Source organism: Pseudolabrys taiwanensis, assembly GCF_003367395.1.
In the GTDB taxonomy this organism is placed as follows: Bacteria; Pseudomonadota; Alphaproteobacteria; order Rhizobiales; family Xanthobacteraceae; genus Pseudolabrys; species Pseudolabrys taiwanensis.
Map to the genome: position 1 here is coordinate 3,754,467 of NZ_CP031417.1, position 22,674 is coordinate 3,777,140.

Here is a 22,674-nt window from a genome sequence, read left to right on the forward strand (position 1 = left end):
ACATGGCATTGTTGTGTGCCGGCCGGCAAGTCCGGCTTGAACAAGCCCACGGCAATGGTCAATTCTTGGGGAGATACGAGGAGTTAGCGGTGGCGTCCCACGATATCCCCATCGGTGCGAATCCGGCGAGCCTCGCGGCGCTGAACGAGCGCTCGCGCGAGATCTTCCGGCAGATCGTCGAAAGCTACCTGGCGACCGGCGAGCCGGTCGGCTCGCGCAATCTGTCGCGCATCCTGCCGATCACCTTGTCGCCGGCCTCGGTCCGCAACGTCATGTCGGACCTGGAGCACGCCGGCCTGATCTTCGCCCCGCACACGTCGGCTGGCCGGTTGCCGACCGAGATGGGGCTACGCTTCTTTGTCGACGCGCTGATGCAGATCGGCGACCTGTCGGAATCCGACCGCCACTCGATCGAGGCGCAGGTGGCCGGCTCAGGCACACCGAAGTCGCTGGAGACGGTGCTCACCGAAGCGACGCAGATGCTGTCGGGCCTCACGCGCTCGGCCGGCGTCGTGCTGACGGCCAAGCACAATGTGCGGCTCAAGCACATCGAGTTCGTGCGGCTCGAGCCGGAACGCGCGCTCGCGGTGCTGGTCGGCGAGGACGGGCAGGTGGAAAACCGCGTGCTCAATGTGCCCGCCGGGCTGCCGACGTCGTCGCTCATCGAGGCGGGCAACTTCCTGAACGCGCGCCTGCGCGGCAAGACGCTCGCCGAACTGCGCGGCGAGATCGAAAAGGCGGTCGCCGAAGGCCAGGCCGAACTCGACCAGCTGACGCAGAAGGTGATTGCCGCGGGGCTGGCGAGCTGGTCGGGCGGCGCCGGCGACGACCGCCAGCTCATCGTCCGCGGCCACGCGCACCTTCTGGAGGATCTGCACGCGCTCGAGGACCTGGAGCGGGTGCGTTCCCTGTTCGACGCGCTGGAGACCAAGCGCGGCGTCATCGATTTGCTCGGCCGCGCCGAGCTGGCCGAGGGCGTGCGCATCTTCATCGGCTCGGAGAACAAGCTGTTCTCGCTGTCGGGTTCCTCGACCATCGCCGCCCCCTACCGCGACAGCACCGGCCGCATCGTCGGCGTCATCGGCGTCATCGGCCCCACCCGCCTCAACTACGCCCGCGTCATCCCGATGGTGGACTATACCGCCCGGGTGGTCACCCGGCTTCTATCCGGCTAAAGGCAGCCTGGAAGCTTGATTTTTCCGCCCGGAAACATGATATCCCGGGCCATCAAGCAATTTTTGAGGATGGACCAAGCCCGATGACGGATGAGACCGCGCATCAGCCCGAGAATGCTGGCACCGACGGCGCGCCGACGCAGCCGCAGGCGGCCGATCCCGTGGCCGAGGCCCGTCGCGAGGCCGCCGAGTACAAAGACAAGCTGCTGCGGACCTTGGCCGAGATGGAAAACCTGCGCCGGCGCACCGAGCGCGAGGTTGCGGACGCCCGTGCCTACAGCATCCGGAAATTCGCCGGCGACGTTCTCGCCGTGGCCGACAACATGCACCGCGCGCTCGAGACGATCGATCCGGCGGTGCGGGCCGCGGCCGACGCCAAGGTCAAGGCGCTGATCGAGGGCGTCGAGCTCACCGAGCGCGAGCTTCTCAATACGCTCGAGAAGAACGGCGTGCGCAAATTTTCGCCGCAGGGTGAAAAGTTCGATCCCAACGTCCACCAGGCGATGTTCGAAATACCGACCGCCGACGTACCGTCGGGCCATGTCGCCCAGGTCATGCAGGCCGGCTACATGATCGGCGAGCGCGTGCTGCGTCCGGCCTTGGTCGGCGTTTCCAAGGGCGCGCCGAAGCAGGCACCGTCCAACAACAACGCGCCGTCGGACAACACAGCGAACTGACCGCTACTTCGTATCGATCCCGTCGCGCACCGTCCGGAAGCGGGTGAACAAATCGTCCCATTGACCGGTGGGCGCGACGCCGATGATGCGCATGAAGCCGCCGGCGCTGAAGCGCACCCATTGCACGAGCTTCAGCGGCTTGCCGTCGAGACCTTGGGCGTTCGCGCGGATTTCAAAGCCGGGCCAGCCGCCGACGCGCATCGACTCCGCCGATTGCACCTCGAGATTGCGCACCGGCGCCGCCGACAGCATGTCGCGTGCGAAGCGGCCGCGATCCGAAGGATCGCTCGGACCGCCGCGGCCGATGCCGACGATCATGTAAGGATGCGCGCTGATGTTATCCGTCGGGCCGTCGACGAGGATGACGCCGCCTTCCGGCAGCACCTGCATGACCCGAAAGCCGGCAAGATCGTTGAACTTGAACGGCAGGTAGCCGAGCTGCTCGTCGATGGGCGTCGGGCGGAACGTCACGCTTTGCAACGCCTTGCGCACCGCCTCCTCGGTATAGACGGCAAGCGCGTCCTCCGGCACTTCGACCGTAATGAGGGTGGTCAGATTGGGCACGCTGCTGCCGATGCCGGCCGTCGCCAAGAGTACCCATTTGCGCAGCTTGACGCCGTTCACCTCGCCGCGGCCGCTGATCAGAAAGCCCATGCCGGTCTCGAACGGAAAGGCTTCGCGCTTCACGTCCTTCAGGGCGGATTGGCCGCTGCCGAACGCTGCCGACTCGAGGTCCGAATAGGCGCCGCCGGGCAGGTCGAGAATGGTAATGGCGACCTTGCGATCGGTGTCCTCGAAGCCGGGAAAGCGCTTGCTGGGCGTGGCGTTACCGGGCGGGTCGAGCCCGATCCGCGAGCCGGGCGGATAAAGGACTTCGGCGTGCGCCGATAGCACGGTCGCCGCGAAGAACGCGGCCAGGAGTACGATAGAGCGGCATAGCGCCATGGAACGCCGACCTTCCCGGCTGGCGGGTTTTTGGTCCCAAATCGCCAACCTGAAACCTGAGTAACCGGACGAAGAAGGCCATGCAATGACCGAGCAGCCCGCGGGCCATGCCGCGGTCTTTCTGCGGGCAGCGTTAACGACGCCGGCCGCCGGCCTCTGAGGCCTTATGCCGGCGCATCCTCGCCGAACGATCGCTGCGGGCGCCGCCGATCCCGTCGGAGGGGCACCCGAGACATGGCCAAGCGACCCGGCCGCTCGCGGATTCGTGAGCAGCCGACTTGCGGCCCCTAGGGGCCCTCCTATATGAGCCATGAGCCGCAAAACCAGCGGTGAATCGCGTATCCAGGGGGCTGGATAGGGGATCAGCGGATGAGCCGACGTTCCCCCTTTGGGCGCTTATCAGGGCCCACCCGGCCTGCCGCAAAAGAGAGGAATTAACATCATGGGCAAGGTCATCGGTATCGACCTCGGCACCACCAATTCCTGCGTCGCCGTGATGGAAGGCAAGACGCCGAAGGTGATCGAGAACGCCGAAGGCATGCGGACCACGCCGTCGATCGTCGCTTTCACGGACGATGGCGAGCGTCTCGTCGGTCAGCCAGCCAAGCGCCAAGCAGTCACGAATCCCGAAAAGACCATCTTCGCGGTCAAGCGCCTGATCGGCCGGCGCTACGACGACCCGATGGTCGAGAAAGACAAGAAGCTCGTCCCCTACAAGATCGCCAAGGCGTCGAACGGCGATGCCTGGGTCGAGGTGGACGGCAAACCCTATTCACCCTCGCAGATCTCCGCCTTCACGCTGCAGAAGATGAAAGAGACCGCGGAGGCCTATCTCGGACAGAAGGTCGACCAGGCGGTCATCACCGTTCCGGCCTACTTCAACGACGCCCAGCGCCAGGCCACCAAGGACGCCGGCAAGATCGCCGGTCTCGAGGTGCTGCGCATCATCAACGAGCCGACCGCGGCCGCGCTCGCTTATGGCCTCGACAAGCAGAAGACCGGTCTCATCGCGGTCTACGACCTCGGCGGCGGCACCTTCGACGTGTCGATCCTCGAGATCGGCGACGGCGTGTTCGAAGTGAAGTCCACGAACGGTGACACGTTCCTGGGCGGCGAAGACTTCGACATGCGTCTGGTCAGCTACCTGGCCGACGAATTCCAGAAGGAGCAGGGCATCGACCTGCGCAAGGACAAGCTCGCGCTGCAGCGTCTGAAGGAAGCCGCTGAGAAGGCGAAGATCGAGCTGTCGTCCACGACGCAGACCGAGATCAACCTGCCGTTCATCACGGCGGATGCCTCGGGCCCGAAGCACCTGACGATGAAGCTGACGCGCGCCAAGTTCGAGGCGCTGGTCGACGATCTCGTGCAGAAGACGATCGAGCCCTGCCGCAAGGCGCTCAAGGACGCGGGCGTCTCCGCCGGCGAGATCAACGAAGTGGTTCTGGTCGGCGGCATGACGCGCATGCCGAAGGTCCAGGAAGTCGTGAAGCAGTTCTTCGGCAAGGAGCCGCACAAGGGCGTCAACCCGGATGAGGTCGTCGCCATCGGCGCCGCCATCCAGGCCGGCGTGCTGCAAGGCGACGTCAAGGACGTGCTGCTGCTCGACGTGACCCCGCTCTCGCTCGGCATCGAAACGCTGGGCGGCGTGTTCACCCGCATCATCGACCGCAACACCACGATCCCGACCAAGAAGAGCCAGACCTTCTCGACCGCCGAGGACAGTCAGAACGCGGTGACCATCCGCGTCTTCCAGGGCGAGCGCGAGATGGCGGCCGACAACAAGTTGCTCGGCCAGTTCGACCTGATGGGCATTCCGCCGGCCCCGCGCGGCGTGCCGCAGATCGAGGTCACCTTCGACATCGACGCCAACGGCATCGTCAACGTGTCGGCGAAGGACAAGGCGACCGGCAAGGAGCAGCAGATCCGCATCCAGGCCTCGGGCGGCTTGAGCGAAGCCGACATCGAGAAGATGGTGAAGGACGCGGAAGCCCACGCCGAGGACGACAAGAAGCGAAAGGCGGCGGTTGAAGCCAAGAACCACGCCGAGGCTCTCGTCCACTCGACCGAGAAGGCGCTCTCCGAGCACGGCTCCAAGGTCAGCGATGCCGATCGCAGCGCGATCGAAAACGCGATGGCGGACCTCAAGGAAGCGCTCAAGGGCGACGATGCCGACGCCATCCAGCAGAAGGCCAACACGCTGGCGCAGACTTCGATGAAGCTCGGCGAAGCGATGTACAAGGCCCAGCAGGAAGCGGCGCCGGGTGCCGCCGCCGGTGCCACGGGTGAGAAGTCGGAAGACGATGTGGTGGACGCCGAGTTCACCGAAGTCGACGACGACAAGAAGAAGTCGGCCTAACGTTAGTCGCTGATTGGCGATGCGCGCGGCGCGTGCACGGCTCACCTCCCCCCTTGCGGGGGAGGTCGACCGCGAAGCGGTTGGGACGGGGGTTGTTTGTTGCAATGCCTCGCTTGACTGCTTACCCCCCTCCCTAACCCTCCCCCGCAAGGGGGGAGGGAATGCGCCTCGCCCGCGGCGATGCTGCGCCTCAGTCGGGTAGAGACAGCCACATGTCCAAACGCGATTACTACGAAGTGTTGGGCGTTGAGCGCACCTGCACCGAGGTCGAGCTCAAGGCTGCCTTCCGCAAGCTCGCGATGCAGTATCACCCGGATCGCAATCCGGGCGACAACGACTGCGAACACAAGTTCAAGGAAATCAACGAAGCCTATGACGTCCTGAAGGACGGCGACAAGCGCGCTGCCTATGACCGCTTCGGCCACGCCGCGTTCGAGCAGGGCGGCATGGGCGGTGGACCCGGCTTCGGTGCCGATTTCGGCACGACCTTCGCCGACATCTTCGAAGGCATCTTCGGCATGGGCGGCGCGCAGCAGCGCGGCCGCAGCGGCGGACGCGAGCGCGGCTCCGATCTCCGCTACAACATGGAGATCACGATCGAGGAAGCGTACGAGGGCAAGACCGCACAGGTGCGCATTCCGACCTCGGTCACCTGCGAAAGCTGCTCAGGCTCCGGCGCCAAGCCCGGCACCAAGCCGAAGACCTGCGCCACCTGCGGCGGCATGGGCAAGGTTCGCCACGCCCAAGGCTTCTTCACGCTCGAACGCACCTGTCCAACCTGCCAGGGCCGCGGTCAGGTGATCGAAGATCCGTGCAAGGCCTGCGGTGGCGCTGGCCGCGTGATGCGCGAGCGCACCCTGTCCGTCAACATTCCGGCCGGCGTCGAGGATGGTACCCGTATCCGCCTGGCCGGCGAAGGCGAAGCCGGCGTGCGCGGCGGCCCCCCCGGCGACCTCTATATTTTCCTGTCGCTGGCGCCTCACGAGTTCTTCCAGCGCGACGGCGCCGATCTGCACTGCCGCGTGCCGATCTCGATGGTGACGGCCGCCCTCGGCGGCGACTTCGAGGTTCCCGCGATCGAAGGCGGCAAGGCCAAGGTGAAGGTCCCCGCCGGCACGCAAACCGGCCGCCGCTTCCGGCTGACCGGTAAAGGGATGCCGGTCCTCCGCTCAAAACAGATGGGCGACATGTACGTGCAGGTCGTGGTGGAAACGCCGCAAAACCTCAGTAAAAAGCAACGCGATCTCCTGGCCGAGTTTCACAAGCTCTCGTCCGAGGAGAACCAGCCGGAATCGGCAGGTTTCTTCAGCCGCGTCCGGGAATTCCTGGACGGGCTCGGAAATCGCGGGGCGCAACCCGAGCAGTGACCTTGACCCCTCGCCCCGCGGGCGATACCCCTGAAAGGCTCGGGGTTTAGCCCCGTACGACAGTACGCGTGACCTGCAGCATGTCCTCGCCCTCCTTCGCCCGCGTTGCCAAGAAGCCGCTGCGCCTCGATGACGAGGTGGCCTTCATCCGCTCTTGGATGGAAAAGCCGCTGCGTACCGGCGCTGTGATGCCGTCGAGCAAAGCGCTCGCGCGCACAATGGCGGGTTATGTCGATCCGCAATCCACCGGCCCTGTCATCGAGCTCGGTCCCGGCACCGGTCCGGTGACGGAAGCACTCGTGCAACACGGCGTCGACCCCAAGCGTCTGGTGCTGGTCGAGTTCAATCCGGACTTCTGTCGTCTGCTGCGCGCGCGTTATCCGGAAGCGACGATCGTTCAGGGCGACGCCTATCGGCTGCGCCGTCTGCTTGAGGCCACGGTGCGTGAGCCGGCCGCGGCGGTGGTCTCCGGTTTGCCGCTGATGACCAAGCCGCTGCGCACGCGCTTGCGCTTGATCGCCGACGCGATGTCGCTGCTGCAACAGAGCGCACCGTTCATCCAATTCACCTATGCGATGATGCCGCCGATCCCGAAGGCGCTTTCCAGCATTACCGCCGAGCCGTCCAATCTCATCTGGCTCAATCTGCCGCCGGCCCGCGTGTGGGTTTATCGCGGGCAGTAAGTTCGTCTGGCACTGCCCATCCACCGTCATGCCCGGCCTTGTGCCGGGCATCCACGTCTTTAGGCTAGCCTGATATTCAAGTCGTGGATGGCCGGGACATAAGGGCGTTCACGCCCGTCTTCGACGGGCTATGCCCGGCCATGACGAAGGTAGGACTTGGCAATGACCAATCCGAAAATCCTCGTGCTGTCCGGCTCCCTGCGCACCGGCTCGCACAACACGCGGCTGGCGGCGCTGGCGACGAAAGAGCTGACGCTGCTCGATGCCGCTGTCACGCGCATCTCGCTGCAGGACTATCTGCTGCCGCTTTACGATCCCGACCTCGATGCGCGCAACGGTCAGCCCGCGAATGCGCTGAAGCTCAAGCAGATGTTCGCCGCGCATCACGGCGTCTTTATTGCGAGCCCGGAATACGTTGCGTCGGTTACGCCGCTTTTGAAGAACATGATCGACTGGGTCTCGCGCGTGCGCGAACGCGGCGATCCGCTCTACGCGGCTTTCAAAGGACGCGTCTTCGCGATCGCAAGCGCCTCGACGGAGCGCAGCGGCGGCCACCTTTCGCTGATGGCGCTGCGACAAATCCTCGAGCTGGGCTGTGGGGCGCTGGTGATCCCGGAGCAGGTCGCCATCCCGCAGGCGGACACAGCTTTTGACACCATGGACAATATCGCCGAGGTGGGGCTCGCCAATCAGTTCCGGGCGCAGCTCGCCCATCTGGTCGAGATGGCGCAGCTGATGCGATAGCGATTGGAACCAAGGCGCGAGCGACCCGCGCGGCGGGCTCCTCTGCCTCAGGCAGAGGTGACGCGAGCGTAGGAAAGGCATTCGAAGCCAAATGAGGAGCAAAGCGTGAGCGTAAATGCGAGAGAGCGGCTGATCGTGGCGCTCGATCTGCCGACGGTGAAAGCGGCGGAAGACATGGTGATGCGGCTTGGCGACACCGTGTCGTTCTACAAGATCGGTTATCAGCTCGCCTTCGCCGGCGGTCTGCCTTTCGCCGCCGGACTGATCGCCGCCGGCAAACAAGTGTTCCTCGATCTCAAGCTGCACGACATCGGCAACACCGTGCAGAAGGGCGTCGAAGCCGTCGCGCAGATGGGCGCCACCTTTCTCACCGTGCATGCTTATCCGCAGACGATGAAAGCGGCTGTCGAAGGCAAGCAAGGTTCGACCTTGCGCATCCTCGGCGTGACCGTGCTCACCTCCTATGACGACAGCGATCTCGCCGCGGCCGGCTTCGACATGACCGTCGGCGAACTGGTCGCGGCGCGCGCGGCGCAGGCGCGCGACATGGGTGTCGACGGCCTCGTCTGTTCGCCCGAGGAGGCCACCAATCTGCGCGGCGTCATCGCGCCGAGCATGGTGCTGGTGACGCCCGGCATCCGGCCGGCGGGCAGCGCCACCGGCGACCAGAAACGCATCATGACGCCGGCCAAAGCCATTCAGGCGGGCGCCGACTATCTCGTCGTCGGCCGGCCGGTGGTGGAAGCACGCGATCCGAAAGCTGCCGCCGACCAGATCGTCGGCGAAATCGAACAGGCGAGCGCGTAAGCGCGAGGAGAACATCATGGCCAAGGGCTATTGGATCGGGCGCGTCGAGGTGCACAACGACGAGGGCTACAAGCCTTACGCCGCCGCCAATCCGGCGATCTTCAAGAAGTTCGGCGGCCGTTTCATCGTGCGCGGCGGCCCGTTCGAGAACCCGGAAGGCGACGCACGCTCGCGCAATGTGGTGATCGAGTTCCCCGACTACGCCAGTGCGCTCGCCTGCTATAATTCGCCGGAATACCAGGCCAACATCAAGGTGCGGCAGCCGCACTCGTTCGCCGACCTGGTCATCATCGAGGGCTACGACGGCCCGCAGCCCTAGGGGTGACAGGGCGGACCTCGCCCCGCTATACCCTCCCGGCACAGGCCGGGAGCGGAAGCAATGTCGGATATGCGGTTGATCGTGGCGGGGGCCGGCGGGCGCATGGGGCGCACGCTGGTGAAAGCGATCGCCGACACCCCCGGTCTGACGCTGGCCGGGGCGCTCGAGGATGCCCGCTCCCCCCTGCTCGGCTGGGACGCCGGCACGCTTGCCGGGCTCGGTGAGAACGGCATCAAGCTTACCGGCGACGCCGGGGCGCTGCTGACGCAGGCCGACGCCGTGATCGACTTCACCATTCCGGCCGCCACTTTGGCGCTGGTCGAGCAGGCCGCCAAGGCGGGCAAAGTACACGTCATCGGCACCACCGGCATTTCGGCCGCCGACGAAGAGAAGATCGCCGCCGCGGCCAAGACCGCGACCATCGTCAAGTCCGGCAATATGAGCCTCGGCGTCAACCTGCTCGCGGCGCTGACCAAGCGCGTTGCCAGGACGCTCGACCAGACTTTCGACATCGAAATCCTCGAGATGCATCACAACCAGAAGATCGACGCGCCGTCGGGCACCGCACTGCTGCTCGGCCACGCGGCGGCAGACGGCCGCGGCATCGATCTCGCCAAGCGTTCGGTGCGCAGCCGCGACGGCCACACCGGCGCACGCAAGGCCGGCGACATCGGCTTTGCCACCTTGCGCGGCGGCACCGTAGTCGGCGAGCACACGGTGATGTTCGCCGGTCCCGCCGAGCGCATCGAGCTCGTGCACAAGGCGGAGGACCGCATGATCTTCGCGCGCGGCGCGCTGCACGCGGCGCAATGGGCGCGCAATCAGAAGCCCGGGCTTTATTCGATGCTGGATGTGCTGGGCTTGAAGGATTTCTGACTCTCTCCGCCCTCATCCTGAGGAGCGTCGTGAAGCGATGCGTCTCGAAGGATGGGGCGGCCCCATGGTTCGAGACGCGGCCTGCGGCCGCTCCTCACCATGAGGCCGGAATAGGTTCCAATCTGTTGCAAAGTCGAGGTGTAATGCAATGTCCGACCGTCTTCTCGTGCTCGTGCGCCATGGCCAGAGCGAATGGAACCTCAAGAACCTGTTCACCGGCTGGCGCGATGTCGACCTGACCGAGCAGGGCATCAAGGAAGCGCGCGAAGCCGGCCGCAAGCTGAAGGCGCAAGGGCTCACCTTCGACATCGCGTTCACTTCGGCGCTCAAGCGCGCGCAGCGCACGCTCGGCCTGATGCTGGAAGAGCTCGGCCAGACCAACATTCCGGTGATCAAGGATGAGGCGCTGAACGAGCGCGACTACGGCGATCTCTCGGGCCTCAACAAAGACGACGCGCGCGCCAAGTGGGGCGAGGAGCAGGTGCACATCTGGCGTCGCTCATACGACGTAGCGCCTCCGGGCGGCGAAAGCCTCAAGGACACCCTCGCGCGTACGCTGCCGTTCTACGTCACCGATATCCTGCCGCGCGTGCTGCGCGGCGAGCGCGTGCTGGTCGCGGCGCACGGCAATTCGCTGCGCGCGCTGATCATGGTGCTGGAGAAGCTCAACAAAGAGAGCATCCTCAAGCGTGAGATCGGCACCGGCGCGCCGATCATCTACCACCTGGGCGCGGACGCGCTGGTCGCTTCAAAGCTCGATCTGGCAGCGTAACGGCAAACCGCGCCAATCGCGTCGAACGCTCAAGTAAAAAAGCCCCATCAAACGATGGGGCTTTTTATTGATATCGCGCCTATTCGATGATCTTCACGATCTTGCGTGTCCGCGGCTCGACGATGACGCGCCTATGGTTCACCACCGCGTAGCGATATTCCCTGTACTCGGGGATCGGACGAAGCTCGACCGTGCCCGGCAAAGGCTCGCCGACAACGACGCGCTCGTGCACTTCAACCGACGGAACATCCTCACGCTCGACGTAGGTAATTGCGCCCCGCGGGGGTTCGGTCGCCGCGCCGACCGTACCGCCGACGCCGGCGCCGACAGCAGCGCCAACGGGACCGCCGACGACGCCGCCGATCACAGCGCCGCTGACCGCGCCACCGACCGCGTTGTTCTGAGCCAGGGCCACGGCCGGCGCCATTGCCGTCGCGGCGAGAAGTGTCACCACAAAACGAACCCGCATACATGCCTCCTCTTGCTGAGTTCACGCATGCAACGCACGTTTGCGAATGTCCGTTCCGTAACAGAATGCGCCGGTTTTGAAAGGTTCGTTGGCAACTACGGTGATGGCGTAAGCATCAACCGCTCGCGGCCATGCCTGCTTCCCACCCGAGCATCGCGCGCTTGCGCGTCAGGCCCCAGTGATAGCCGGTGATGTCGCCGTTCTTGCCGATGACACGATGGCACGGCACCACGAAGCAGATCGGATTCTTGCCGACCGCCGCGCCGACGGCGCGCGCCGCCTTCGGCGAGCCGGCTTTTTGGGCGAGGTCGGAATAGGTCGTCAGCTTGCCCATCGGAACGGTGAGCAGCTTCTCCCACACGCGCACTTCGAAGTCGGTGCCGATCAACACGATGCGCAGCGGTTGGTCCGCGCGCCACAACGAAGCGTCGAAGATGCGCCGCGCGGTGGCGGCGGTCGCGGCGTAGTCCTCGACATAGCGCGCCTTCGGCCAACGCGACTTCATGTCGTTGAGCGCGGCGCGCTCCTTGCCCGCGTCGGCCAGCGCAACACCGGCGAGGCCACGCGGCGTCGTCATAACCAGGGCTATGCCGAACGGGCACGGATGATAGCCATAAGTGAGGATCAGGCCCTCGCCACCCGCTTTCCATTCGCCAGGCGACATCGCCTCATGCGTGACGAACAGATCGTGCAGCCGGCCGGGTCCGGAGAGGCCGACTTCATAGGCGGTGTCGAGCACGCTGGCCGATGAGCGCAGCAATTCGCGCGCCGAGTTCAACGTGAGCGCCTGCAGGAAGGCTTTCGGCGTCAGCCCGCACCAGCGGCGGAACAGATGATGCAGCTCGGTCGCGTTGACGCCTGACGCCTTGGCGATGGTTTCGATCTCGGGCTGCGCGCGCCAATTGTTGCGGATATGCGCGATGGCACGGCGCACGACGTCGTAGTCGGCGGCCGCGGTCGACAGCGGCGCAAACTCAGGCAGATGGTTCGCGAGCGCAATCTGCGTTTTGGTCATGGGGCGCGTGTCCAGGTTCATGGACCGTATCTAGGCCGGGACCGAGACGGCAACCACCCGATTTCTGACCTCTTAATCCCTCCCCCGTTTACGGGGGAGGGTGCCGAGCGTAGCGAGGCGGGTGGGGGCATTCTCAATTGCCACCCCACCCGTCTCCGCGCTGCGCGCGGAGCCACCCTCCCCTTTCAGGGGAGGGATTTAAGAAACCGCCGTCCTGCTCACGCCGCGCTTGGCCTCGTTCAGCGCCGCCGTGAGCGCCTTGGCGAAATCCGCCTTCTCGTCCGGGCCAAGGAAGCTCGCGATGGTGAGCTGCCGCCCGCGCGAGACCAGGAACAACCGCTCGATGCCGAATTCCTCGTGCGCGACCCTCTCCAGCCGCACCCACAGCGGATTGAGTGACCATTCGCGCACGCGGCCGCGATGGCTGACCTTGCGCACCATGAGCGTGGAGGGCGTGACCTTGACCTCCTCATAGGCGTCGCCGTGCCGGTAGTTGAGTCGGAACGCCCAGTAGAGCAGCAGCACGTCGAGCCCGAAGAAGCCGAACACGGGCCACGCGCCGAGGATCAGAAACACCATGCCGGCAATGAAGCTCGCCGCGCCGAACGCGATCATCAGCACCAGAAAGCCGACGCGCGGCAGCGACCGGTGCGGGGTGATGACGGTCGAAAAGATCGTGGGTTCGAGTTCGTCGGCGTTGTGGTCGGTCATGGTGCTCACTATACCGAGATGATGGCGAAAGTGGCCACCCGCAAGACCCTGAAGTCCGCCAAGAAGCCGGCCCGCACCAAGCCAGCCAAGGCGATGGCGAAGGCTCGCAAGGGCGAGGCCGCCAAAGTGAAGGGCGCGACGACGCGGGCGAAGGCCGATGCCAAGGCCAGCCACGGCGTCCTGCCGCAATGGACAGCGGCGGAAATCGAAGAGGCGTTCCGCCGCTTCGAGGCCGCCAACCCGGAACCGAAAACCGAGCTGACTTACGTCAATCCGTTCACGCTGCTGGTGGCGGTGGTGCTGTCGGCGCAAGCAACGGACGCCGGCGTGAACAAAGCAACGCCCGCTTTGTTCGCGCTCGCCGACACGCCGGAAAAAATGGCCGCGCTCGGCGAAGACAAAGTGCGCGACCTGATCAAGACCATCGGCCTGTTTCGCACCAAGGCCAAGAACGTCGTCGCGCTGTCGGAAATCCTGGTGCACGAGCACGGCGGCACGGTCCCGCATTCGCGCGAGGCGCTGGAAGCGCTGCCTGGTGTCGGCCGCAAGACCGCGAACGTGGTGCTGAACACCGCGTTCGGCGAGCACACCATCGCGGTCGATACGCACATCTTCCGCGTCGGCAACCGCACGGGGCTCGCGACCGGCGCCACCCCGCTCGAAGTGGAAGAGAAGCTCGAGCGCGTGATCCCGGGGCATTACAAGCGCCATGCCCATCACTGGCTCATTCTGCACGGCCGCTATACGTGCATCGCGCGCAAGCCGCTGTGCGAGAAGTGCATCATCGCCGATCTATGCAAGTGGCCGGCGAAGACGGTGGCAAACTGACCTTCCCGTCATCCTGAGGAGCCCGCGCGCAGCGCCGGCCTCGAAGGATCTCTGACTCAGAGGTCCTTCGAGGCTCGCTTCGCTCGCACCTCAGGACGACGGCTAGATCGGCTCGATCAACTCGATGCGCTTGCCGGCAAGCCGCTTGTGGATGTGCACCATGAACGCCATGGCGAAGATCGGCGTCGCCAGATTGACGATCGGGATCGACACGAACAGCGCGATGACAAGCCCGCAAGCGAACACGTAGCCGCCATTGGCCTTGCGCATCGCCTTGGCTTCGAGCGGCGTGCGAAAGCGCATGGCGGCGAGCTCGAAATATTCGCGGCTGAGCAGATAAGCGTTGGCGACGAACAGCACCAACAGGCCGAAGCCGGCGAACAGCACGAAGGGCAGCGCGACCACGTAGACGACAAGCGACAGCAGCGCAATCTTGATACCCTCGACCATCGCATTGAGGATCGGCAACGGCCGTCCCGGCGGCTCGGCCGGATAGCGCATGCGCTCGACCTGCTCGCCGATCTCATCGACAAAGAAGCTGCCGACGAATGCCGTCACCGCCGGCATCAGGAACAGGCCGCCGGTGATGATGCCGAGGCCGGCCATGATCGACAAAATCCAGGCGAGCGCGGCCCACACCGAATGCGGCGCGAAGCCGGAGGTCTGCTCGGCCCAGTTGGCGCCGGTCTCGGCGAAGGAGGCCAGAATCCGCTGCAGCACGACACCGATGACGATGATGACGCCAAGGGCAAGTCCGACGGACTTGAACAGCACCGCGCGCAACGGCGGCGATAACATGTCGGAGAGGGCTTTGGCGGCGGCGTCGAACATGATCCAGAACTATGCCGGGAATGTGGATGGGGCAAGGCCATGCCGCACGCTCTGTTACCCTCTAGGGGAAGCACGCAAGCGGCAACGCTACACAAAACTACGCCGCCGGCTCGAACCGCTCGCTCGCCTCCGGCGCCAGCGGTACCTCGGCCTGGTCCACCCAGGCCACCGCCTTGTAGTCGAAGCCGTGCACGAGCGTCGGCTTCACCACCTCGAAATAAGGCGAGATGTCGAAGTCGCGCGGCGCGTAGAGCGACGAATGCCGGATCTCCAGGATCTCCTCGCGCGCCTGTTCGCTCCCGAGCAACGTCACCTTCGGCAGGATCGGATAGCGCACCGCCTCGAACGCTTGCGCGATCAGCGCCGAGCAGATGATGCGCGTCGGATGGCCCGAGCCGAGCGCCATCATGCGACGGCGCCAGCGCTGTGGCACCGGCAGCGGCAACAATAGCGCATCAGATCGATGATGTTCTTGAGGTCATAGTCGAAGCCGATACGCTCGGCCGCGTAGGTGCAGACCCGCGCGCGATCGTCTTCGGTCAATCCGGTCGGCCGGCAGATGCGCGTATGGAACCGCGCGTATTTGGAGAGCGGCGCCGCCACGACGCCCTGCCCGATATTGGCTTCGACCAGCACGAGCGGCTCGCCGCTGCCTGTCACACGGTCGCCAATGGGCCCGACATATAAAGCTGCGTGCGACCAGGTCGATTGCGTGAGATATTTGATGACGCCGGAGATGTGATTGTTGCCTTCGACGAGCAGCACATCGCCGGGCTTGAGCGTCGCGCGCAGCGCGCTGGGATCGCTCGGTGTGAACGGCTCATAGCCTTGCACCGGCTTTTCCAGATAGCGGGCGATGAAGTGCCCGACCCCATCGACGATCCGTCCCATGACCCGTCCTTGGCGCCAATCCTTTGGCGCGACAACGCGACGCGTGTTCCCCCTGCGCGCGTTCCCCACGCGTCTAGTTGACGTTTAAATTAATGCGGACTCATTGCAAATTAGTTCATTGCGCGCCCTTGCAAACTTACCAAGCGTTAGCCATGGAAATTGCGGCGGGACGCGGGTTCGTGCATTCTGCCACCGTCATTCGGAAAGCTTTCGGATACCATGTCGCGACTGAGCCGCCGCACGTTCCTCGCTGCTTCCGCCGCGCTCGTCGCCGCGCCGGCGGTGCATGTCGAAGCCGCCACGGTTGACGTCGATGTCGCGATCATCGGCGCCGGCGCGGCCGGTATCGCCGCGGCGCGCCGCATCGCCGCCGCCAAACGCAGCTATCGCCTGATCGAAGCCTCCGCCCGCGTCGGCGGCCGCTGCGCCGTTGACACCAAGACCTTCGGCGTGCCCTTCGATCTCGGCGCGCATTGGATCCACAATCCTGACAGCAATCCGCTGGTCGCCGCCGCGCCCAAAAACGGCCTCGACATCTATGCCGCGCCGCGCGCGCAAGGCTTGCGTGTCGGGCCGCGCCGCGCGCGCGATTCCGAACTCGAGAGCTTTCTCGCGGCACAGGTGCGGGCGCAACGCGCGATCGTCGATGCGGGCAAGGCGAAAGCCGATATGCCGGCACAGCGCGCGCTGCCGAAGGATCTCGGCCCCTGGCAGCCGGCGATCGAGTTCATGTTCGGGCCTTATGCGCTCGGCAAGGATCTCAGCGGCGTCTCGGCCTTCGATCTCGCACGCGCGGTGGACCGCGACGGCGACGCGTTCTGCCGGCAGGGCTATGGCGGGCTGCTGGCGCGGCTCGCGGGCGATGTGACGGTGCAGCTGTCCAATCCCGTCAGCATGGTGTCCTGGGTCGCCGGCCAAGGCGTGACCGTGGAGACGGCGAAGGGCGATCTTTACGCGCGAACGGTGATCCTCACCGTGTCGACCAATGTGCTCGCGTCCGATGCGATCGAGTTCATCCCGCCGCTGCCGAAGCGGCAACTCGACGCCGCCGGCAAGCTGTCGCTCGGCTCGCTCAACCACATCGCGCTGGAGATGCCGGGCAATCCGCTCGGGCTGCAACGCGACGACATCGTCTTCGAGCAGGCGAGCGGCGCGCGCACGGCGGCATTGCTCGCCAATATCGGCGGCACCGATCTGCATGTGGTCGAGGTGGGCGGCGCCTTCGGCCGCGAGCTTGCCGCCAAAGGCGAAGCGGCGATGGTCGATTTCGCCACCGAATGGGTGAGCAACGCCTTCGGCGCCGAGGCCAAGCGCGCCATCAAGCGCAGCCACGCCACGCGTTGGGACGCCGATCCGCTCGCGCTCGGCGCGATCTCATCGGCCGCGCCGGGCGCGTCTGATGCCCGCAAGATCCTGGCCGAGCCGCTTGGCGGCCGCGTGTTCTTTGCCGGCGAAGCGCTGCACGAGACGCAATGGGGCACGGTCAATGGCGCCTGGGACTCCGGCACGCGCGCCGCGGACGCCGTGTTGCGCCGGCTCGGCGGCGCGAAGGAAGACGGCGAGCAAAAGCCCGCGCGCCGCAAATCGAAAAGCTCGCGCCCACGTCGGAACAGCCAATGACACGCCCGCAAGCCTTGATCGCCTGGTCGAGCGGCAAAGACAGCGCCTGGGCCCTCTATGAAGCGCGGCGCGCGGGCGACTACGACATCGTCGGCGCGCTGACCACGGTGAACGAGACGCATCAACGCGTCGCCATGCATGGCGTGCGCAACGCCGTGCTGGCAGCACAGGTCGACGCGGCCGGGCTGGAGCAGATCGTGGTGCCGATCCCCTACCCGTGCACGAACGACGTTTACGAGCGCCAGATGGCGGCGGCGATGGATGCCGCCAAGGCGCGCGGCGTGACCCATGTCATCTTCGGCGATCTGTTCCTCGAAGACATCCGCGCCTATCGCGAGGAGAAGCTGCAGGCCATCGGCATCACGCCGGTGTTTCCGCTGTGGCAGCGGCCGACCGAGGCGCTGGCGCGCGACATGATCGCCGGCGGGCTGGAGGCGCACCTGGCCACGGTCGATTTGAAGAAATTGCCCGCCGATTTTGCCGGCAGGCGCTTCGACGGCGCGCTGCTCGCGGCGCTGCCGGATGACGCCGATCCGTGCGGCGAGAACGGCGAGTTTCACACCTGCGTCGTCGCCGGGCCGATGCTGTCGCGGCGGATCGCGGTGACGGTCGGCGAACGCGTCGAGCGCGACGGATTCGCGTATGCGGACCTCGTCCCGTCATCCTGAGGTGCGAGCGAAGCGAGCCTCGAAGGATGAACGGCCGGGGCCGTCGCCCTTCGAGGGCCATGCTTCGCATGGCCGCCTCAGGGTGACGGGTCTAGGTCAAGCCCTCAGCACGCCGCCGGTGCGCTTGCTCACCTCAGCGACGATCTTCTGACCGAGCGCGTCGATCTCCGCGTCGGTCATCGTCTTCTCGCGCGGCTGCAACGTCACGGCGACGGCGATCGACTTCTTGCCGGGCTCGATGCCCTTGCCCTCGTAGACGTCGAACACGGCGACATTGGTGATCAGCTTCTTGTCGACGTTCTGCGCGCTGCGCACGATTTCGGCGGCCTTCACGCCCGCATCGACGAGGAACGCGAAGTCGCGCTCGACCGGCTGGAACGGCGACAGCTCGAGCAACGGCTTGGCGCGCGTCGCGCGCGCCTTCGGCTCGGGGATCGCCTCGAGCAGCACTTCGAACGCGACAAGCGGACCTTCCGCCTTCAGCGCCGCCAGCGTGCGTGGGTGCAGTTCGCCGAAGTAACCGATGACGTTCTTCGGGCCCATCTGGATGGTGCCGCTGCGTCCCGGATGGAACCAGGCCGGTCCGCCGGGCACGATCTGCAACGCCGCCATCGGCGCGCCGGCGGCCGCGAGCACGGCGAAGGCGTCGGCCTTGGCGTCGAATGCATCGACAGATTTGGCCGGCAGCGACCAATGACGGCCGATGCCTTCCGGCTTGGCCAAAGCGTGGCGCAGACCGGTCGCGGCGGTGAACTGATCCTCCGGCTTCTCGCCCTTGAAGATTTGGCCCACCTCGAACAAGGCGACATCGTTGAAGCCGCGGTCGGCATTCTTCTGTGCCGAGGCGATGAGGCCCGGCAGCAGGCTCGGCCGCATGTCGGAGAGTTCGGCCGCGATCGGATTGGCAAGCACCAGCTCCGCCGCGCCGCCGCCGAACAATTCCGCCTCGCGCTTCGACACGAACGACCACGTCACCGCTTCGGTCAGCCCGCGCGCTGCGAGCGCGCGCTTGGCCTTACGCGTGCGGTTCTGGATCGTGGTGAGCACCGGCTTGCGCGCATGTTCGCCGCGCGGGAACGGCGTCGACGGCACCTCGTCGACGCCGACGATGCGCACCACTTCCTCGACGATGTCGGCGCGGCCGTGCACGTCGGGACGCCAGGACGGCACCGCGACTTTCACCTGGTCACCCTGGCCGGCTACGAAGAAGCCGAGCCGCTCCAGAATGCGGCGCACCTCCGGGAACGGCACCTTGAGGCCGGACAGGCGCGGAATCTCCGACAGCGGGAAGTCGATCAGCCGATCCTTCGGCGCCGGATCGCCGGCAACGACCGCCTCGGACGGCTCGCCGCCGCACAGATCGATCACCATCTGCGTCGCCAGATCGAGGCCCGGCAGCATGAACGCCGGATCGACGCCACGCTCGAAACGGTAGCGCGCGTCGGTGTTGATGCCGAGCTTGCGCCCGGTCTGCGCGATGTTGATCTCGCTCCACAGCGCCGACTCGATCAACACATCGGTCGTATTCTCGTCGCAGCCCGACTCCTCGCCGCCCATGATGCCCGCGAGCGATTCCACGGCGCGCGCGTCGGCGATCACGCACATGCCCTGGTCGAGCGTGTAGGTCTTGCCGTCCAGCGCCAGCAACTGCTCGCCGTTCTGCGCGCGGCGCACGGTGAGATTGCCGGTCACCTTCTTGGCGTCGAACACATGCAAAGGCCGGCCGCGGTCGAAGGTGATGTAGTTGGTGATATCGACCAGCGCATTGATCGGACGCAGGCCGATCGCAGTGAGACGCTTCTGCAGCCACTCCGGCGACGGGCCGTTCTTGACGCCGCGCACGAGACGCAGGCCGAAGGCCGGGCACAATTCGGGCGCTTCGATCGTCACCTTCACCGGGCACGGATACGTGCCTTTGATCGGCTTCGGCGCGTTCTGTTTATAGGTACCGATCATCGCGGCGCCGAGATCGCGCGCGATGCCGTTGACGCCGGTGCAGTCGGGACGGTTCGGCGTCAGATTGATCTCGATCACCGCGTCGCCCAGGCCGAGCACTTCGGCGAAAGGCGCGCCGATCGGCGCATCGGCCGGCATTTCGATGATGCCGCTATGGTCGTCGTTGAGGCCGATCTCCGCACCGGAGATCATCATGCCCTGGCTTTCGACGCCGCGGATCTTGCCGACCGACAGCGTGATGTCCTTGGCCGGGATATAGGTGCCCGGCAGGCCGAGCACGGTCTTGAGGCCGGCGCGCGCGTTCGGCGCGCCGCAGACGATCTGCAGCGGCGCGCCCGTGCCGTTGTCGACCTTGCAGACGCGCAGGCGATCCGCGTTCGGATGCTGCACGGCTTCGAGGATTTGCACGACCTTGAAGGGCGCGAACTCCTTCGCCTTGTCCTCGACGGCCTCGACTTCGAGGCCGATCATGGTGAGCTTGTCGACGATTTCGTCGAGCGACGACGTCGTCTCCAGATGGTCTTTGAGCCAAGGCAGGGTGAATTTCATTCGACTACCAGAAGTACAGAACGGGCAACGTGATGACGACAAGCATGGTGATGATGATGGCAGCGCGCACACACAGCGCATAAAGCTCGCGCCGCAGCAGCAATTCCGAACCGATCCCCGCCAGACCCGTGTCGACGCCCAGGTCGCGCGGGCCGAAGATCGTCAAACAACGCAGGCAGCCGACGGCGAGGATCAGATAGACCGCCATCTCGCCGACGATGATGGCCTCTTCAAAACGATGGTTCGCGACCAGCGGCGCGATCAAACCAAGGCCGGCGATCATCATCGACACGTGAGTGAGCAACCCGGTCGCTTTCGCGTCGATATTCTGCAGCGCTTCCGAGATCGGCGTCGGAATCGACTCTTCGTGCCGGCGGATGCGCTCGGGATAGTTCTTGACCGCGGCCTCGTCCCAATTGCGCGTGATCGCACTCAGCAATGGACGATCGAACCACCAAGCCATGACATTACTCCATCAGGATCGTCACGGACTGAGGCCGCCTGCCAATGTCGGGAAGTCGAGCGGACGGAAACCGTAGTGATTGAGCCAGCGCACATCGGCCTCGAAGAAAGCGCGCAGGTCGTTCATGCCGTATTTCAGCATGGCGATGCGGTCGATGCCCATGCCCCAGGCAAAGCCCTGGTACTCGTTGGGATCGAGGCCGCAATTCTTCAGCACGTTCGGATGCACCATGCCGCAGCCGAGGATTTCGAGCCAGTCCTCGCCCTCGCCGAAGCGGATTTCATCCTTGCCGCGCCGGCACTGGATATCGACTTCCATCGACGGCTCGGTGAAGGGGAAGAACGACGGACGGAAACGCATCTTCACATTGTCGACTTCGAAGAACGCCTTGCAGAACTCTTCGAGGATCCACTTGAGATGGCCGAGATGCGCGCTTTTGTCGATCACCAGGCCCTCGACCTGGTGGAACATCGGCGTATGCGTCTGGTCGCTGTCGCTGCGATAGGTGCGGCCGGGGCAGATGACGCGGATCGGCGGCTTCTGCGACAGCATCGTGCGCACCTGCACGGGCGATGTGTGCGTGCGCAGCAAGAGGCGCGAGCCGTCGGCCTTCTGCGGGAAATAGAACGTGTCGTGCATTTCCCGGGCCGGATGGCCCTCCGGGAAATTCAGCTTGGTGAAGTTGTAGTCGTCGGTCTCGATGTCGGGACCTTCCGCCACGGCAAAGCCCATGTCGGCGAAGATCGCCGTCAGTTCGTCGATCACCTGGCTGATCGGGTGCACGCGGCCGGTGTCGGCCGGCGCTTCGCGCACCGGCAGCGTGACGTCGACCGTCTCGCTGGCGAGCTTGGCGTCGAGCGCGGCCGTCGCCAGCGCGTCCTTGCGCGCGGTAATGGCGGCCGTGACTTTGTCCTTGAGCCCGTTGATCGCGGGGCCCTTGGCCTTGCGCTCGTCCGGCGTCATGCCGCCGAGCGTCTTGAGCAGCGCGGAGACCGAGCCGCTCTTGCCGAGCGCGGATACCCGCACGGTCTCTAACGCCGCCTCGTCTTGGGCGGCGCCGACGGCGCTCAGCAGATCTTGTTCAAGTTGCGCGATGTCGGACATTGTCTTGAGCACGGCCTTTCACAGTCCACGGACCGTCATCGTCCCCGAAAGGGGACGATCCAGTAACCCCGGCGCAAGCGAGATTACGAGAGGCCGGTGGTTACTGGGTCCCCGCTTTCGCGGGGACGACAAGCGGTGCTTGCCTTCAGGCCGGCAGCGCGGCCTTGGCCTTCTCGACGATCACGGCAAAGGCCGCCGGCTCGTGGATCGCGAGATCCGACAGAACCTTGCGGTCGACCATCAGGCCGGACTTGGCGAGACCGTCGATGAACTTCGAATAGTTCAGGCCGAACGGACGCACGGCGGCGTTCAGACGCTGGATCCACAGCGCGCGGAAGGTGCGCTTGCGGCGCTTGCGGTCGCGGAAGGCGTACTGGTTGGCCTTCTCCACCGCCTGCTTGGCGACGCGGATGGTGTTCTTGCGGCGGCCGTAATAGCCCTTCGCGGCCTTGAGAACTTTCTTGTGCTTGGCGTGCGATGTGACGCCACGTTTGACGCGGGCCATGATGAAACTCCTAAAGCTGATCTAGCAAACGTTGAAAGGGGCGACGGCCTTCGAAGGCCGGAAGTACGGTTAGCCGTTGGGCAGGAAGTACTTCTTGATGTTGTCGCCGTCGGTCTTGAACAGCACGTTGGTGCCGCGATGTTCGCGGATCTGCTTGGTGGTCCGCTTGATCATGCCGTGACGCTTGCCGGACTGCTGGTATTTCACCTTGCCGGACGCGGTGATCTTGAAGCGCTTTTTAGCGCCCGATTTGGTCTTCAGCTTGGGCATTTTGCTCTCCTACACGACCGGACGCGGCAAGCCGCGCGGCCGAAAATAAGCCCGAGACGCGAAGTCTCAGGCA

23 protein-coding genes and 1 pseudogene are annotated in these 22,674 nt (G+C 65.4%); 13 read left to right on the top strand and 11 right to left on the bottom strand.

Annotated elements, in window-relative coordinates; all coding sequences use genetic code 11:
- Positions 1-89 precede the first annotated feature (89 nt).
- Together hrcA and grpE are read left to right on the top strand one after the other, a co-directional pair.
- On the top strand, positions 90-1,175 hold the full coding sequence (gene hrcA / locus DW352_RS17810) for a heat-inducible transcriptional repressor HrcA (RefSeq protein WP_210209851.1): 1,086 nt from the start codon (positions 90-92) through the stop codon (positions 1,173-1,175).
- A gap of 83 nt (positions 1,176-1,258) precedes the next feature.
- Positions 1,259-1,852: a nucleotide exchange factor GrpE gene (grpE, locus tag DW352_RS17815; protein ID WP_115692600.1), complete on the top strand. Its 594-nt coding sequence runs from the start codon at positions 1,259-1,261 to the stop codon at positions 1,850-1,852.
- Positions 1,853-1,855: 3 nt separating this feature from the next.
- Here the strand turns inward: grpE and DW352_RS17820 are convergent, their stop codons facing one another.
- On the bottom strand, positions 1,856-2,797 hold the full coding sequence (locus DW352_RS17820) for a hypothetical protein (protein WP_115692601.1): 942 nt from the start codon (positions 2,795-2,797) through the stop codon (positions 1,856-1,858).
- A 442-nt stretch (positions 2,798-3,239) separates the two neighbouring features.
- Between DW352_RS17820 and dnaK the strand changes: the two genes are divergently transcribed.
- From dnaK to DW352_RS17860, 8 genes are all read left to right on the top strand, one after another.
- On the top strand, positions 3,240-5,153 hold the full coding sequence (gene dnaK / locus DW352_RS17825; RefSeq protein WP_115692602.1) for a molecular chaperone DnaK: 1,914 nt from the start codon (positions 3,240-3,242) through the stop codon (positions 5,151-5,153).
- A gap of 212 nt (positions 5,154-5,365) precedes the next feature.
- Positions 5,366-6,520 carry a molecular chaperone DnaJ gene (dnaJ, locus tag DW352_RS17830; RefSeq protein ID WP_115692603.1) on the top strand — a complete coding sequence of 385 codons (1,155 nt, stop codon included), beginning with the start codon at positions 5,366-5,368 and terminating at the stop codon, positions 6,518-6,520.
- 80 nt (positions 6,521-6,600) lie between these two features.
- Positions 6,601-7,203 carry a class I SAM-dependent methyltransferase gene (locus DW352_RS17835; RefSeq protein WP_115692604.1) on the top strand — a complete coding sequence of 201 codons (603 nt, stop codon included), beginning with the start codon at positions 6,601-6,603 and terminating at the stop codon, positions 7,201-7,203.
- A 162-nt stretch (positions 7,204-7,365) separates the two neighbouring features.
- Positions 7,366-7,947: an NADPH-dependent FMN reductase gene (locus tag DW352_RS17840; protein ID WP_115692605.1), complete on the top strand. Its 582-nt coding sequence runs from the start codon at positions 7,366-7,368 to the stop codon at positions 7,945-7,947.
- 174 nt (positions 7,948-8,121) lie between these two features.
- The gene (gene pyrF, locus DW352_RS17845) at positions 8,122-8,754 is read left to right on the top strand and encodes an orotidine-5'-phosphate decarboxylase (RefSeq protein WP_245434491.1); all 633 of its coding nucleotides are present in this window, start codon (positions 8,122-8,124) and stop codon (positions 8,752-8,754) included.
- Positions 8,755-8,770: 16 nt separating this feature from the next.
- A complete protein-coding gene (locus DW352_RS17850; protein WP_115692607.1) occupies positions 8,771-9,073 on the top strand; it encodes a DUF1330 domain-containing protein in 303 nt (100 codons plus the stop codon).
- Positions 9,074-9,133: 60 nt separating this feature from the next.
- The gene (dapB, locus tag DW352_RS17855) at positions 9,134-9,949 is read left to right on the top strand and encodes a 4-hydroxy-tetrahydrodipicolinate reductase (protein ID WP_115692608.1); all 816 of its coding nucleotides are present in this window, start codon (positions 9,134-9,136) and stop codon (positions 9,947-9,949) included.
- A 148-nt stretch (positions 9,950-10,097) separates the two neighbouring features.
- The gene (locus DW352_RS17860; protein WP_115692609.1) at positions 10,098-10,721 is read left to right on the top strand and encodes a 2,3-bisphosphoglycerate-dependent phosphoglycerate mutase; all 624 of its coding nucleotides are present in this window, start codon (positions 10,098-10,100) and stop codon (positions 10,719-10,721) included.
- Between the two features lie 79 nt (positions 10,722-10,800).
- Here DW352_RS17860 and DW352_RS17865 read toward each other — a convergent pair whose 3' ends face one another.
- From DW352_RS17865 to DW352_RS17875, 3 genes are all read right to left on the bottom strand, one after another.
- The gene (locus DW352_RS17865; RefSeq protein ID WP_115692610.1) at positions 10,801-11,190 is read right to left on the bottom strand and encodes a DUF1236 domain-containing protein; all 390 of its coding nucleotides are present in this window, start codon (positions 11,188-11,190) and stop codon (positions 10,801-10,803) included.
- Between the two features lie 115 nt (positions 11,191-11,305).
- Positions 11,306-12,205 carry a bifunctional helix-turn-helix domain-containing protein/methylated-DNA--[protein]-cysteine S-methyltransferase gene (locus DW352_RS17870; protein WP_115694471.1) on the bottom strand — a complete coding sequence of 300 codons (900 nt, stop codon included), beginning with the start codon at positions 12,203-12,205 and terminating at the stop codon, positions 11,306-11,308.
- 198 nt (positions 12,206-12,403) lie between these two features.
- Complete coding sequence (locus DW352_RS17875) at positions 12,404-12,916, bottom strand: DUF2244 domain-containing protein (protein WP_115692611.1); 513 nt, start codon at positions 12,914-12,916, stop codon at positions 12,404-12,406.
- A gap of 21 nt (positions 12,917-12,937) precedes the next feature.
- On the opposite strand from DW352_RS17875, the gene nth reads away from it, so the two are divergent.
- Complete coding sequence (nth, locus tag DW352_RS17880; RefSeq protein WP_115694472.1) at positions 12,938-13,744, top strand: endonuclease III; 807 nt, start codon at positions 12,938-12,940, stop codon at positions 13,742-13,744.
- A gap of 102 nt (positions 13,745-13,846) precedes the next feature.
- Here the strand turns inward: nth and DW352_RS17885 are convergent, their stop codons facing one another.
- Positions 13,847-14,575, bottom strand: coding sequence for a sulfate transporter family protein (locus tag DW352_RS17885; RefSeq protein ID WP_115692612.1), 729 nt, complete (start codon positions 14,573-14,575; stop codon positions 13,847-13,849).
- A 151-nt stretch (positions 14,576-14,726) separates the two neighbouring features.
- Positions 14,727-15,466: pseudogene (locus DW352_RS17890) on the bottom strand (YiiX/YebB-like N1pC/P60 family cysteine hydrolase); the annotation flags it as partial.
- 219 nt (positions 15,467-15,685) lie between these two features.
- Here DW352_RS17890 and DW352_RS17895 point away from each other — a divergent pair.
- Together DW352_RS17895 and DW352_RS17900 are read left to right on the top strand one after the other, a co-directional pair.
- Entirely contained in the window at positions 15,686-17,086 is a 1,401-nt protein-coding gene (locus DW352_RS17895) for a flavin monoamine oxidase family protein (protein ID WP_115692613.1), read from the top strand.
- Positions 17,083-17,754: a Dph6-related ATP pyrophosphatase gene (locus DW352_RS17900; RefSeq protein ID WP_115692614.1), complete on the top strand. Its 672-nt coding sequence runs from the start codon at positions 17,083-17,085 to the stop codon at positions 17,752-17,754. Before DW352_RS17895 ends, DW352_RS17900 begins: the two co-directional genes overlap by 4 nt.
- A gap of 96 nt (positions 17,755-17,850) precedes the next feature.
- On the opposite strand, the gene pheT is transcribed toward DW352_RS17900, so the two are convergent.
- The 5 genes from pheT to rpmI form a co-directional block, all read right to left on the bottom strand.
- Entirely contained in the window at positions 17,851-20,259 is a 2,409-nt protein-coding gene (pheT, locus tag DW352_RS17905) for a phenylalanine--tRNA ligase subunit beta (RefSeq protein WP_115692615.1), read from the bottom strand.
- Between the two features lie 4 nt (positions 20,260-20,263).
- Entirely contained in the window at positions 20,264-20,722 is a 459-nt protein-coding gene (locus DW352_RS17910) for a hypothetical protein (protein ID WP_115692616.1), read from the bottom strand.
- A gap of 21 nt (positions 20,723-20,743) precedes the next feature.
- Positions 20,744-21,826 carry a phenylalanine--tRNA ligase subunit alpha gene (gene pheS / locus DW352_RS17915; RefSeq protein ID WP_115694473.1) on the bottom strand — a complete coding sequence of 361 codons (1,083 nt, stop codon included), beginning with the start codon at positions 21,824-21,826 and terminating at the stop codon, positions 20,744-20,746.
- 145 nt (positions 21,827-21,971) lie between these two features.
- Positions 21,972-22,331, bottom strand: a complete 360-nt coding sequence (rplT, locus tag DW352_RS17920; RefSeq protein ID WP_115692617.1) for a 50S ribosomal protein L20 — start codon at positions 22,329-22,331, stop codon at positions 21,972-21,974.
- 69 nt (positions 22,332-22,400) lie between these two features.
- Positions 22,401-22,601 (bottom strand): 50S ribosomal protein L35, encoded by a 201-nt coding sequence (gene rpmI / locus DW352_RS17925; RefSeq protein WP_115692618.1) that lies wholly within the window; start codon positions 22,599-22,601, stop codon positions 22,401-22,403.
- Between the last annotated feature and the right edge of the window lie 73 nt (positions 22,602-22,674).

Bases quoted from the DNA above. Each gene is read 5' to 3' on its own strand.
- grpE (WP_115692600.1), top strand. From the start codon at position 1,259: ATGACGGATGAGACCGCGCATCAGCCCGAGAATGCTGGCACCGACGGC.
- DW352_RS17820 (WP_115692601.1), bottom strand. From the start codon at position 2,797: ATGGCGCTATGCCGCTCTATCGTACTCCTGGCCGCGTTCTTCGCGGCG.
- dnaK (WP_115692602.1), top strand. From the start codon at position 3,240: ATGGGCAAGGTCATCGGTATCGACCTCGGCACCACCAATTCCTGCGTC.
- dnaJ (WP_115692603.1), top strand. From the start codon at position 5,366: ATGTCCAAACGCGATTACTACGAAGTGTTGGGCGTTGAGCGCACCTGC.
- DW352_RS17835 (WP_115692604.1), top strand. From the start codon at position 6,601: ATGTCCTCGCCCTCCTTCGCCCGCGTTGCCAAGAAGCCGCTGCGCCTC.
- DW352_RS17840 (WP_115692605.1), top strand. From the start codon at position 7,366: ATGACCAATCCGAAAATCCTCGTGCTGTCCGGCTCCCTGCGCACCGGC.
- pyrF (WP_245434491.1), top strand. From the start codon at position 8,122: ATGGTGATGCGGCTTGGCGACACCGTGTCGTTCTACAAGATCGGTTAT.
- DW352_RS17850 (WP_115692607.1), top strand. From the start codon at position 8,771: ATGGCCAAGGGCTATTGGATCGGGCGCGTCGAGGTGCACAACGACGAG.
- dapB (WP_115692608.1), top strand. From the start codon at position 9,134: ATGTCGGATATGCGGTTGATCGTGGCGGGGGCCGGCGGGCGCATGGGG.
- DW352_RS17860 (WP_115692609.1), top strand. From the start codon at position 10,098: ATGTCCGACCGTCTTCTCGTGCTCGTGCGCCATGGCCAGAGCGAATGG.
- DW352_RS17865 (WP_115692610.1), bottom strand. From the start codon at position 11,190: ATGCGGGTTCGTTTTGTGGTGACACTTCTCGCCGCGACGGCAATGGCG.
- DW352_RS17870 (WP_115694471.1), bottom strand. From the start codon at position 12,205: ATGACCAAAACGCAGATTGCGCTCGCGAACCATCTGCCTGAGTTTGCG.
- DW352_RS17875 (WP_115692611.1), bottom strand. From the start codon at position 12,916: ATGACCGACCACAACGCCGACGAACTCGAACCCACGATCTTTTCGACC.
- nth (WP_115694472.1), top strand. From the start codon at position 12,938: ATGGCGAAAGTGGCCACCCGCAAGACCCTGAAGTCCGCCAAGAAGCCG.
- DW352_RS17885 (WP_115692612.1), bottom strand. From the start codon at position 14,575: ATGTTCGACGCCGCCGCCAAAGCCCTCTCCGACATGTTATCGCCGCCG.
- DW352_RS17895 (WP_115692613.1), top strand. From the start codon at position 15,686: ATGTCGCGACTGAGCCGCCGCACGTTCCTCGCTGCTTCCGCCGCGCTC.
- DW352_RS17900 (WP_115692614.1), top strand. From the start codon at position 17,083: ATGACACGCCCGCAAGCCTTGATCGCCTGGTCGAGCGGCAAAGACAGC.
- pheT (WP_115692615.1), bottom strand. From the start codon at position 20,259: ATGAAATTCACCCTGCCTTGGCTCAAAGACCATCTGGAGACGACGTCG.
- DW352_RS17910 (WP_115692616.1), bottom strand. From the start codon at position 20,722: ATGGCTTGGTGGTTCGATCGTCCATTGCTGAGTGCGATCACGCGCAAT.
- pheS (WP_115694473.1), bottom strand. From the start codon at position 21,826: ATGTCCGACATCGCGCAACTTGAACAAGATCTGCTGAGCGCCGTCGGC.
- rplT (WP_115692617.1), bottom strand. From the start codon at position 22,331: ATGGCCCGCGTCAAACGTGGCGTCACATCGCACGCCAAGCACAAGAAA.
- rpmI (WP_115692618.1), bottom strand. From the start codon at position 22,601: ATGCCCAAGCTGAAGACCAAATCGGGCGCTAAAAAGCGCTTCAAGATC.